Below are 11,531 nucleotides of genomic sequence, written 5' to 3'. Positions count from 1 at the left end.
CGCTTGAACAGCGCGAGGACATCCAGGAGGCTACCAAGGAACTGTTCCGCGATGCCCAGTGGACGGACGGAACAATCGCCGGCATCCAGCGCGGCGCAGAGTTGATCAACCGCCCGTGGTATCGTTCCGGGGTTTTCATTGGCAGCGTCTGGGCGGCGGGGATCGCCGTCGTCGGGTTCTTTGGAGTCCGTTTCGGTGTGCGTCGGCAGAATCTGCTCAGAGCCCGTCGCGAGATAGAACGCGGGGACCGCAGCTTCTCCAGCGTCTCCATGGACCTCAACGCCACGGAGGTCAACGCGAACACCATTCCCGCGGCGTCGGAATACGGTTCGCGGGTGCTGGAAATATACCGCGGCTTCATGACCGCCTATACCGAGGCCAGTACGCTCAACGACAGGGTCCACGCCTTGACCGACAAGGAGCTGAAGTCGCGCAAGAACGTCAAGCTTGCCGTGGAGTACGCACGCATTGCGACCGAGCTGGACGATCTGGACGACGTCATCGCCGACACCAACACGTTCCTGAACGTGGCCTCCGGGTGGGAACGTGCCTGGGACCGGCAACTGGCGCCCTTGCGCGAGGATCTGGACGGTATCGATTCGCTGATCGAGGAGGGGCCTAAGACCGCCCGGTTCTCGGCAACGGCTGCTGCCCTGCGCTCCTTCCGCGAGGGAGCGCTGGAGGATCTGGAAGACTGGGCCGCTCGCCTCGCCGAGGGGAGGATTACTCCGGACGCCGCCCTCCGTGCGGTACAGGGCAGCCGGAGCGAATTCACCGGCTTGCTCAAGGCCCACGCGGACACGGTGATTGACGCCTATGCCAAGACGTCGACTGAGAAGGACAAGATGCGCGAGGAGATGGACGACGAACTCCGCAGCGGCGACCGTCGGTCCTCCCCCACCATCCTGGACACCGTGTACCCGCCGTACATGTTCTATTCCGCGTATGCCTTCAACGCCGGCTACAGCTCGGCGCAGGGCAGCGTCGATTCTTCACGTAGCAGCGGCAGCACCACTGGCTATGGCAGCAGCGGCGGGAGCTTCAGCGGCTCCGGCAGTTCGTCCAGATTCTAAGCGGGCACCGCGCCCAGGCAGCGGTACCCCCTGCGCAACTTGCCGATGGAAAGCGCTAGCGGCATGGGCTTGGCTGATGTAACAATCCCGTCCGCAGAAAACCGGTGCAAATTTCTCGAGATTTTCGCCCTTTGCAGGGAAAACCAGTTTACTCTAGGCCGCAGGGGATCTACCAAGCAGCATTGGGGACCATTATGAGGGACAAACAGGACCGGCCCGAAGCCAATCCCATCGGTGCGATGGAGCGTGTGGGGCCAAAGCCCGTTCACGGCGCTGGCAACAGCATCGGCATGCCCAATCTTGCCGCCGCCCAGATACCTGGCCCCGGGACCGCACATGCGGTCGCCGGCGAAGACTGGCGGCTTCCGGACGACGCGGCCGATCCGATGGAGCAGGTCGGACACAATCTCCCGGCGCGCCGGGCCCGACGATGGATTCCGTGGAGCAAAGGAACCGGTCGCCACCGTCTAGCCTGAACAGCGCTCGCGGAATGTCGCCAGGGTGACCGGCGCCGATTTGCCGACGGGCCAGATTCACTGATGCCTCCTTGACTTGTGCCCACGGAGCCGCATGAATGGACACCATCAGCTTCCGCCCCTGAGCCGAGGAGACGTCATGGCCCGCCCCGTCCACTTTGAGATTCAGGCAGATGACCTGGAACGAGCAAAGAATTTCTACTCGACGGTCTTCGAATGGACGTTCGAGGACTATTCGCAGGTCACAGGCACTCCCTACTTTGGAGTAGTGACCGGCCCGGAGGACCAGCCGGGCATCAACGGGGGCCTCATGCAGCGTCCCGCCCCGGTCCCGGGCACCGGCCAGGGCACCAACGCCTGGGTGGTCACCATGCAGGTGGATGACTACGACGCGACGGAACGAAAGATCCTCGACGCGGGCGGCCAGACTGCGCTGCCCAAGTACGCGCTGCCGGGCATGGCGTGGCAGGGCTACTACCTGGATACCGAAAACAACACCATCGGCCTCCATCAGGCCGACGAAAAAGCCGGCTTGTAACCGCTACCGGTCGCGTCCCATGATGAATGGCTTCAGGACAGCACGTCCTTGGTGCTGAACCTCCCGTAGGCCAGTGCGCAGAAAACGGCGATGTAGCCGCCCTGCAGGAGCGCGTTTGCGCCGAAGGCGTCCCAGGAGATGGGCTGGCGCAGCAGGTCGGCAAAGTCGAGCCAGTGGTGGGTGAACAGCCAGGGGTGCAGCCAGTCCAGCTGCGGCAGCGCGCCGACAATCTGTGTGACGACGGCGAGCACCGCCGTCGTGGCCATGGCCCCGACCGGGACTTCGGTGAGGGTGGAAACGAACAGGCCGATGGCGGCCAGTCCTGCCAACGACAAGGCGACATAGGCTGCCACCAGCAGCAGCCGGACCAGGGATTCACCGACGCCGATGGTGTCGCCGGAGAGCAGAGTCACCGGCCCGGTGCCGAAGAGAAGGGTACCGGTGAGGGCGCCGGCCGCCACAATGGCGAGGGCGGCAGCAAGGCAGAAGATCACCGCTGCCCCGTACTTGACGGCCAGTAGCCGCAGCCGTCCGGCGGGCGCACTGAGCAGATACCGCAAGGTGCCGTGGCCTGCCTCACCGGCGATCGTGTCCCCGGCCACTACGCTGACCGTCAGGGGCAGGAACAACGGGATGGAGACCACCAGCCCGGTCAGCGCCACAAACAGTCCGTTTTGGGTGATCCGGTTCAGGAAGGGCGGCCCGCCGCCCGGCCCGCCTTCGTCTGCTGCGAACCGGACCACCACCGCGATGAGAATGGGGACGGCGGCCAAGGCCAGCAAGAGTGCCCACGTCCGGCTGCGGCGAAACAGCACGCTGAGTTCGGAACCAAAGAGGGCCCAGCCTGCGGTCGGCCCGCTGCCTTCGGCCACAGCGGTAGTTGGCGCGCGGGGGCTTTCCTTTGCTCCACCGTCGACTTCCATGATGTCGGGACCGGACTGTTGCTCAACACCGGAACCGGGCTGCTGCTCACTGGACAACGTCGAAACCCTCCCCGGTCAGCTCCACGTACCGGTCTTCGAGGCTGCTGGCTTCCACGGCGAACCCGCGGATCCGCACTCCGTCCGCCACCAAGGCGGCCGCGATGTGCTCGGGCAGTAGTCCCGCTTGGTTCATTGGGGCGTTGACGTGTCCGTCGAGTGCGGCATCCGGGCCCTCGGGTTCCAGGCCCAAATGCCGCAGCACACCGCGGGCTGCGTCAACGTCCGGGGTTTGGATACTCACATGAGTGAGGCCTGCCCGGCGCAGATCATCAAGCGTCCCCTGCGCCACCAGCCTGCCGGCCCTCATGACGGCGGCATGGGTGCAGATCTGCTCCACCTCGGAGAGCAAGTGGCTGGAAACAAAAACAGTGGTGCCTTCCCCCGCCAGCGAGCGAACCAGGCTGCGGACCTCGCGTGTGCCCTGCGGGTCGAGCCCATTGGTCGGCTCATCCAGCACCAGGAGTTGCCGCGGCATCAGCAGGGCGTTGGCGATCCCGAGCCGCTGTTTCATGCCCAGCGAGTAGGCCCGGACCTTTTTGTCTGCGGCATGGCTCAGTCCGACGCGCTCCAGTGCGCGGGCTATCCTCTCCCGCCGGGTGCTTGAGGGGGCATAACGGTCTGCGGTGTCCAGCCGGTGCAGGTTCGCGGCACCGGAAAGGAAGGGATAGAACGCCGGACCTTCAATCAGTGCTCCGACCTGCGGCAGCACACTGCGCAGAGAACCAGGCATGTCCTGGCCGAAGATGCGGACACTCCCCTTGGTGGCTGCGGCCAGCCCGAGCATGACCCTGATGGTGGTGGTTTTCCCGGACCCGTTGGGGCCCAGGAACCCGAAAACGGAACCGTGCGGGACAGCCAGGTCCAAAGAGTCGACGGCGGTTTGCCGGCCGAAGCGTTTGGTCAGTCCGGAGGTTTCGATGACCAGCGCGGCAGGGTTGCCGCTGCCGATCACCGGCCCTCCGCGGCTGCCTGCAACAGCTGGAACGGAACCGATCCGGCGAAAACCCGTCCGTCGTCGGTCAAATACACGTTGACCAAGGCAGTGGAGATCAGCCGCCCGCCGTTCACCGGCTTGGTCGCCTCCGCCAGCAGCGGCGAGTCCGCCCAGCCCTTGGGCAGGTCCTTTGCGGGGACTTCCGTGACGGTCTCCCAGCCGGAACCGTGCTTGATGACCTGATCCCGAAGCCCGGCACCGGCGTCGTTGTGGCCCTTGTGATGCGGCATCTTCGCGTCCCGCCCGTGCTGTGGGAGGGCGTGCTCAGTCACCGTGGCGCCGGCAGGCGGGGTGAAGTCGAACAGCCCTGGGTCCGGGGCCTTAAGGCTCAGCTTGGTGAAGCCCAGCTGGAATGCCGGGTCCTGCTCTCCACGGGCGTGTACTTGGACGCTGAGCGGCAGGCCGGTCTCGGAGTCGACGGCCAGCACCACGGAGCCCATCAGCGTTTCGCTGCTGTTGGGCTTGACCACCAGCTGGTACGCGCTGCGGCCGGCAACCGAGGTGTCGTCGCCGACGGAGACAGAGGTTTCGGGGCCCATGCCCTGCAGCAGGTGGTCGGCAAGCCGCTCCGGAGTGTAGGCCTCGGCAGGTGGGGAGGCGCCGCCGTCGGACTTGTCCCCGCCGCCGGAACCGGCAGGCAGAGCCAGCCGGACCGCCTCATTCTTCTTGGAGCTGTAGAGCCAGGCCTCGGTGTGGTTGCGGATGAGGTCGCGCTCGGCAAAACGGTCGAAGAGCTGCAGCCGGGCTTGGTCCGGCCCGTCCAGGTAGACCCGGGCGGTATGGGAACCGGTGAGCAGGTCCAGCGCAGTGGCCACTTGACCGCCCTCGTCAGCGGGCAGGTCCTTCGGCAGCTCCGGAAGGCCCAGGGCGGACTGCTGTTCCAGCGTCCCGGACAGCTCGCGGACATGGCTGCCCGCCACCATTTCCAGCAGCTGCTGCGGGGTTTTGTCCGGCAGGTCGGTGGCGGCGTTGGCCTGCAGGGAACCGGTGAGCACCCCGCCGGCTATCACTGCCGGTACGACGACGGCTGGCAGCCAACGCTTGACGGTCCGGTCCATGGCACATCACCTTCCGCTGCTGCAGGACTGGCTTCCAGCCTACGCTTCCGGCTGCGCCGGGTCACCAGTCAAAGGGCCATGATCGGACACGGATCGCTGACGATCAACACCTCAGGGATGGTGATGCTTGTCCCGGGTACCGCTACGTGTTGTAGTTGACGCACGTAACTACATACGGATGCACCGTTGCATCGGCGGCGACCCTGACCGGTGGGCGGCAATCTTGGAGCCGGCCCGTACCCAGAGGCCGGCCGGAGGGGTGGATGGCGATGGTTGTGCAACGGTTGTTGCCGACGGAGGAAGCGCAGGACCTGATCGCGCTGGTCCGCGACATCACGGCCCGCGAGCTGGCGCCCCAGGCCGCCGCGGCCGAGGCAGCCGAACAGTTCCCGCGTGAGGTCTTCCGGATGCTGGGGCGCGCCGGGCTGCTGAGCCTGCCGTACCCCGAGGAGTTTGGCGGAGGTGGCCAGCCGGCCGAGGTTTACCTGCAGGTGCTGGAGGAGCTCGGCGCCGCGTGGGGCAGCGTGGCAGTAGGCGTCAGCGTCCATGCCCTCTCCTGCTTCCCGCTGGTGCATTTCGGCAGCGATGCACAGCGCAAAACCTGGCTGCCGGACCTGCTCTCGGGCGAAACTTTGGGTGCCTACTGCCTCTCCGAGTCGCACGCCGGATCGGACCCTGCAGCGATGCGCACCCGCGCCGTCCGGCACGGCGACGGCTACCTGGTCCGCGGCGCGAAAGCCTGGACCACGCACGCCGGGGAGGCCGACTTCTACACCGTGATGGCCAGGACGTCCGACGATCCCCGGCACGGGATCTCCTGCTTCCTGGTCCCGGCCGGCGCCGAAGGACTCAGTGCCGCGCCGCCCGAGCACAAGATGGGCCTGACGGCATCCACCACTGCGACGATGAACTTCGACGACGTGTATGTTCCGGCCAACCGCTTGATCGGCGAGGAAGGCCAGGGCCTGGCCATTGCCTTCGCGGCGCTGGACTCAGGCAGGCTGGGCATCGCGGCGGTGGCCGCCGGGCTGGGCCAGGCAGCGCTGGACCTTGCCGCGTCCTACGCGAACGAGCGCGAGGCCTTCGGCAAGCGGCTGATCGAGCACGAGGGGCTGGCCTTTTTGATTGCCGACATGGCGGTTGATGTGGAAACCGCCCGTGCCATGTACCTGGCGGCGGCGCGGCTGAAGGATGCCGGCCTCCCCTACGGCCGGGAGGCCTCGATCGCAAAGCTGGTGGCCACCGACAACGCGATGAGCGTGACCACCAATGCGGTGCAGGTTCTGGGCGGGGCCGGCTACACGCGGGACTTCCCGGCCGAGCGGTACATGCGCGAGGCCAAAGTGATGCAGATTTTCGAGGGGACCAACCAGATCCAGCGGCTGCTGATCTCCCGCCACTTCATCCGCTGACCGGGATCCGCCTCCCGTCACGGCGGGTGCTCCGGGCGGCGCTCCGGGCCCAGCGCGCCTGCGCAAGCCGGCCGGCGCAAGCAGGCTGGCACAAGGAGGATGGCGCAAGCAGGCTGGCACAAGGAGGATGGCGCAAGCAGTCGGGCGGGCGCAAGCAGTCGGGCGGGCGCAAGCAGTCGGGCGGGCGCAAGCAGGACTCTTGGCGGGGCCAGCCGGCTCGCCAGCCGCTCGGGACGGTCAAAACGGTGAAGTCCCGCTACATCCGGTTCTTGGTCCGCGCGGTGGCCGGCGCGGTCCACGGGTCTTCCGGCCACGGGTGCTTCGGGTAGCGGCCGCGCATCTCCGCACGGACCTGCGCATAGGGACCGGACCAGAAGGAGGCCAAGTCGTCGGTCACGGCCAGCGGCCGGCCGGCGGGTGAGAGCAGGTGGAACAGCACCCGCACCCGCCCGTCCACCAGCCGGGGCGTGTCAGCCCAGCCGAAGCACTCCTGCAGTTTGACCGCCACCACCGGGCGGTCGCCCCCGGCCGGTTCCGGATAGTCGATCCGGACGCGGGAGCCGCTCGGAACCTGGAGCCGCTCCGGGACGAGCTCATCGAACCGGGCGGCCTCCGGCCACGGCAACAGACGGCGCAGCGGCTCGGCAAGGTCCACTGCCGCAGCCGCCTTCCCGCCGGCCAAAGCCTCCAGCTCGGGTGCAAGCCATTCGGACAGCCGTCCCAGCAGCGCGGCTTCGGCGACGTCGGGCCACGGCACCCCGAGTTCGCGGTGCAGCAGGGCCAGGCGGCGGCGCAGCACAACGGCTGAGTCCGACCAGCCGATGATGTCCAGACCGCCGCCCGCAAGGGCACGCGCCACAGCCTCCCGGCCATCATCCCGCGAGGGCTGGACCGGTGAGGAGGACAGCACGATCTCGCCCAGCCTGCGCTCCCGCCGGGCAGCGACCCTGCCGGACTCAAAGCGGGCCTCCACCCGGTCGGTGGCCAAATGCTGTGCCGCTGCTGCAGCCGTTTCTTCAGCCAGTGGGGCGGCGGCCCGGATCACCGCCCCTGTCCCGGCAGCATCGCGGCCCTGCGCCCGTGACACTTCGGCAACGGCCAGCCACTGCTGCCCGGTCAGCGGAGAGCCGGCCGACAACCCTGCCCGGGTGCCGGAAGCCAGCAGGTAGGTCTGCCCTGATACGCGGCGGGCGACCCGTTCGGGGAAGGCCAGCGCCACCACGAAGCCCGCACTTTCCGCCGCGCCCACCCGTAAGCCCCTCAGGGAAGGCACGACGGCGGTGCTTTCCTGCCGGGCGATGGCCTCCAGCCGTTGTGCCTCCTCCCGCCACCGCCGGGAGGAAGGGTCCCTGTGGCCTGAGCGCAGCCGGGACTGCAACGCCGTGAGGTCAGCGCCCGGGGCCCGCTCATCGCCGGAAACCATCGCAACCACATCGGCGGCGACCTGCCGACCAACAACCGCTGCGCCGTCCAGCAAGGCCCGGCCCAGCCTGGGGTCCGCCGGGACCCTGGCCAACGTCCTGCCCAAACCCGTGGCATGGCCGCCGTCGTCAACGGCACCCAGATCATGCAAAGTGCGGATGGCGTCCGCCATGGCGGAGGTTGGCGGGGCATCCGGAAGCTGCAGCCCCTCCCCGCCCGGAGCACCCCAGCAGGCCAGAAGCAGGGCCGCACCGGTGAGGTCGGCGACGGCGATCTCCGGGGTGGGATGGGCCGGCGCGGCTCCATAGGTTTTTTGGTCGTAGCAGCGCACCACGGTGCCGGGGCCTTGGCGGGCGGCCCGGCCGGCGCGCTGGTCCGCCGAGGCGCGGGAGGCTGAGACCGTCACCAGGCCGGACATGCCCCGGGCGGCGTCCCGCCGGGGCTCCCGTGACAGCCCGGAGTCGACGACCAGCCGCACGCCGGGCACAGTGAGCGAGGACTCGGCCAGCGAGGTGGAGACGATGATGCGCGGCGCCCCGCCCGGGTCGCGGCCGGAAACGGCGCGGTCCTGCGCGGCCGGGTCAGCCTGGCCATGCAGTTCCAGCACCTCAGGGCCGCCCGTTCCGCCGCGGCCCGACCCGCTGCTGATCTTGTCCCGGATCAGCGCTGCCACCTGCTGCACTTCCCACGCCCCGGGTGCGAACACCAGGGCATCCACCGACGGGTCGGCCGCGAGCGCCTCGGCATGCGCGGCGGCCGCGGTAGAGGCGATGTGTTCCAGAAAGGCGCGCGAGACTCCCCGCTGGTCCAGCCGCGGCGACGGTGCCGGAGCCCAGCGCACCTGCAAAGGATGCAGTGCGGAGGGGCACTCAACCACCGGAGCCGGTCCGCCGCCGTCGTGCCTCCCAATCAACGAAGCGAAGCGCGGCGCGTCCAGCGTGGCGGACATCGCCACCAGCGCGAGGTCCACGCGCAGCTGGCGGACCTCGCCGAGCATGCCCACCAGCAGGTCGGTTTCCACGCCGCGCTCGTGGACCTCGTCCAGGATCACGGCATCGGTTCCGTCCAAACCCGGATCGGCGAGCAGCCGATTCAGCAGAATGCCCGGCGTGACGAATTCGATGAGGGTCTGCGGACCGGCCCGGCGCTCCCCGCGCACGGTATATCCCACGCGGTCGCCCACCCGGCTGCCGTCCAGCGAGGCCAGGCGCCGGGCTGCTGAACGGGCGGCGACCCGCCGGGGTTGGGTCACCACCACGCGGGGGCGACGGGCTGCGGCACCGGCGGCCGGTTGACCGGCCAGGTTGGCGACCAGCGGCGGGACCAGAGTGGTCTTGCCCGTACCCGGCGGCGCCTGCACAACGGCGGTGCCGGCGGGGGTGCCGTCGGATCCGGTACCGCCGGATGCCGCCCCGGCCGGGCTTCCCGTCAGCGCAGCGGTTAGGTCATCGAGGGAGTCCGCAAAGACAAGTCCTGTGCTGATCGCCGCCAGGTCGAAAGGGACGTAGCTGTGCGCGGGTTCCTGCGGGGCTGGCTGACTCACCCTTCCATTGTGCCGGTGTCTGGTGATGGCCTTCCGCGTCGGCGCCCCGCGCCCTTCCGGAGGCAGGCACCGCCGTCGTTGTTCCAATCCACAGGCGACGCCCGTCCCTTGGCAGAGCCGGGCCAACTGTGCCACGTTGGAGATGGAATGCGAACAATCCTGTGTGAAAGGACGTGGTCCAGGTGCCTAAGACGACCAAGGGCGGGAAGCCGAAGCAGAGCGAACTGCCCAGCACAGTGAAGCGGTCGGGCCAAAAGGCGCAAAAAACCTTCGCGGAGGCCCATGATTCCGCCGCAGAAACATACGGCGACGAGGAACGTGCCCACCGTGTGGCTTACAGCGCCCTCAAGCACACGCACGAGAAGGTGGGCGATCACTGGGAGCCCAAGGAGAAGAAGGGCCCGTCGGACAAGCAGGCCCAGGGCGGTAAGGACACCGCGCGGGAAACCAAAGGCGGCGTCGATGAAAACGCCTCCAAGGAGCACCTCTACGACCTGGCCAGGAGGCTCGACGTCCCCGGCCGGTCGAAGATGGACAAGGCGGAACTGGTCGAGGCGTTGCGCAAGGCCAACGACAGGGAGACCAGGAAGTCCCGGTAGCCGTTGACGGCCCCCCGCTGCCGCCGCTAGCGTCTTGCCAGCACCTTCCGTCCAGAACCATCGGCATTCATCCTGATCTTTCATCCGCGATCGAGGAGCACTCCATGGCACACGTCAGCATTATCGGTACTGGAAACATGGGCCAAGCCATCTCCGGCGTCGTCACCAGAGGCGGCAACACCGTCGAGTTGCTCGACCAATCCGACGCGGACAAGCCGGTCACCGGTGACATCGTCGTTTTGGCCGTGCCCTACCCCGCCCTGGCCGACATCCTCAGCAAGCGGGCCAACCAACTGTCCGGCAAGGTCGTCGTCGACATCACCAACCCGCTGAATTTTGAGACTTTCGATTCCCTGACCGTGGCGCCGAACAGCTCTGCGGCAGCAGAAGTAGCCGCCGGACTGCCGGACTCGGCCGTGCTCAAGGCGTTCAACACCACCTTTGCCGCGACGCTGGCCTCGGGGACGGTGGGCGGGCAGACGACCACCGTCCTGATCGCCGGGGACGACGCAGAAGCGAAGACCATGCTGACCGAGGTCGTCACCGCCGCCGGGCTCCGTGCCATCGACGCAGGTGCCCTGTCCCGGGCACGCGAGCTCGAAGCCATGGGATTCCTGCAGATCACCCTGGCCGCCGCTGAAAAGGTTGCCTGGTCCGGCGGCTTCGCCGTCGTCCCCTGACCTTTTGATCCATCGGTCCGGACGGCCCGCACACCGGCCACCGGCACCGGCCGGGCTCCACCTGCGTCCCGCACCGCCTAACACTTGGGAAGATTGCCTCCCGTTAGGCTTGGCACATGGATCTGGAGAGCGCGGCGAGGAAGCTGTATGCGCTGTTGCCAGGCGAATTCACGGCGGCACGCAACGCCGAGGCGAAGGAGGCAGCGCTGGGCGGCCAGAAGGAACTCGCCCAGCAAATCAAAGCCCTCTCCAAACCGACCGCTGCGGCGTGGCTGGTCAACATGTTGAGCCTGCACCGAAGCGGGGAGATCGCGGGGGTCGTGGAGCTCGGCCAGGCCATGAGCGAGGCGCAGAAGCAACTTGACCCCCGGCAGTTGCGCCGGCTCAGCGACCAGCGGCGCGAACTGCTGGCGGCGGTGGCGGCGGAGGGCCGGAACCTGGCCACCGAGCTGGGACAACGCGTGAGCGCCGGGGCGGTCGCCGAGGCTGAGCAGACACTGCACGCGGCGATGGCAGATCCCGCGGCGGCGGCAGCAGTGACCAGCGGGCTGCTGACCGACTCGCTGTCAGCAAACGGGATAGATCCGGTCGACTTGGCCGGCAAGGTAGCCCTGCTCAATGCGGGGGCTCCCCCGGATGCCGGTGTTGATGCCCAACCGCTTCGGCCGAAGCGGTCGCAGCGGGACGAGCTCGCCGAGCGCCGGGCTGCCAGAGCCGACCGGGCGGCCCGGCAGGAGGCCGAAGAGGCGGACC

General features: G+C 68.1%; 9 protein-coding genes and 1 pseudogene. 6 read left to right on the top strand and 4 right to left on the bottom strand.

All coding sequences use genetic code 11. The features are described 5' to 3' along the window. The coding region (locus tag AC5RWT_RS29065; RefSeq protein ID WP_494083227.1) for a DUF5129 domain-containing protein at window positions 1-1,073 on the top strand (1,073 nt) is incomplete at its 5' end. Window positions 1,074-1,688: 615 nt separating this feature from the next. After that, a complete protein-coding gene (locus AC5RWT_RS29060; RefSeq protein WP_494083226.1) occupies window positions 1,689-2,087 on the top strand; it encodes a VOC family protein in 399 nt (132 codons plus the stop codon). Window positions 2,088-2,119: 32 nt separating this feature from the next. Here AC5RWT_RS29060 and AC5RWT_RS29055 read toward each other — a convergent pair whose 3' ends face one another. Genes AC5RWT_RS29055 through AC5RWT_RS29045 form a run of 3 tightly spaced genes read right to left on the bottom strand, consistent with a single transcriptional unit; the run spans window position 2,120 to window position 5,122 of the window. Then, a complete protein-coding gene (locus tag AC5RWT_RS29055) occupies window positions 2,120-3,067 on the bottom strand; it encodes an ABC transporter permease (protein WP_494083225.1) in 948 nt (315 codons plus the stop codon). After that, complete coding sequence (locus AC5RWT_RS29050) at window positions 3,057-4,022, bottom strand: ABC transporter ATP-binding protein (RefSeq protein WP_494083224.1); 966 nt, start codon at window positions 4,020-4,022, stop codon at window positions 3,057-3,059. The genes AC5RWT_RS29055 and AC5RWT_RS29050 overlap by 11 nt, the downstream gene beginning before the upstream one ends. Further along, on the bottom strand, window positions 4,019-5,122 hold the full coding sequence (locus AC5RWT_RS29045; RefSeq protein WP_494083223.1) for a LolA family protein: 1,104 nt from the start codon (window positions 5,120-5,122) through the stop codon (window positions 4,019-4,021). The genes AC5RWT_RS29050 and AC5RWT_RS29045 overlap by 4 nt, the downstream gene beginning before the upstream one ends. Window positions 5,123-5,391: 269 nt before the next feature. Here AC5RWT_RS29045 and AC5RWT_RS29040 point away from each other — a divergent pair, with 269 nt between their 5' ends. After that, window positions 5,392-6,534 (top strand): acyl-CoA dehydrogenase family protein, encoded by a 1,143-nt coding sequence (locus AC5RWT_RS29040; RefSeq protein ID WP_494083228.1) that lies wholly within the window; start codon window positions 5,392-5,394, stop codon window positions 6,532-6,534. Between the two features lie 256 nt (window positions 6,535-6,790). On the opposite strand, the gene hrpB is transcribed toward AC5RWT_RS29040, so the two are convergent. Then, window positions 6,791-9,499, bottom strand: a complete 2,709-nt coding sequence (gene hrpB / locus AC5RWT_RS29035) for an ATP-dependent helicase HrpB (RefSeq protein ID WP_494083222.1) — start codon at window positions 9,497-9,499, stop codon at window positions 6,791-6,793. Between the two features lie 182 nt (window positions 9,500-9,681). On the opposite strand from hrpB, the gene AC5RWT_RS29030 reads away from it, so the two are divergent. From AC5RWT_RS29030 to AC5RWT_RS29020, 3 genes and pseudogenes are all read left to right on the top strand, one after another. Then, window positions 9,682-10,098 carry a ChaB family protein gene (locus tag AC5RWT_RS29030; protein WP_494083221.1) on the top strand — a complete coding sequence of 139 codons (417 nt, stop codon included), beginning with the start codon at window positions 9,682-9,684 and terminating at the stop codon, window positions 10,096-10,098. Between the two features lie 104 nt (window positions 10,099-10,202). Then, window positions 10,203-10,778 (top strand): NADPH-dependent F420 reductase, encoded by a 576-nt coding sequence (locus AC5RWT_RS29025; protein ID WP_494083220.1) that lies wholly within the window; start codon window positions 10,203-10,205, stop codon window positions 10,776-10,778. 116 nt (window positions 10,779-10,894) lie between these two features. Further along, a pseudogene (locus AC5RWT_RS29020) lies at window positions 10,895-11,531 on the top strand (hypothetical protein); the annotation flags it as partial.

It is taken from the genome of Arthrobacter sp. Dra40, assembly GCF_059091905.1.
Note: the sequence above shows the minus strand (reverse complement) of the source record. Positions and strands in the feature narration are given on the sequence as shown.

What these genes read in the sequence shown, in the direction of transcription:
- AC5RWT_RS29060 (WP_494083226.1), top strand. Translation starts at nt 1,689, where the DNA reads ATGGCCCGCCCCGTCCACTTTGAGATTCAGGCAGATGACCTGGAACGA.
- AC5RWT_RS29045 (WP_494083223.1), bottom strand. Translation starts at nt 5,122, where the DNA reads ATGGACCGGACCGTCAAGCGTTGGCTGCCAGCCGTCGTCGTACCGGCA.
- AC5RWT_RS29040 (WP_494083228.1), top strand. Translation starts at nt 5,392, where the DNA reads ATGGTTGTGCAACGGTTGTTGCCGACGGAGGAAGCGCAGGACCTGATC.
- AC5RWT_RS29025 (WP_494083220.1), top strand. Translation starts at nt 10,203, where the DNA reads ATGGCACACGTCAGCATTATCGGTACTGGAAACATGGGCCAAGCCATC.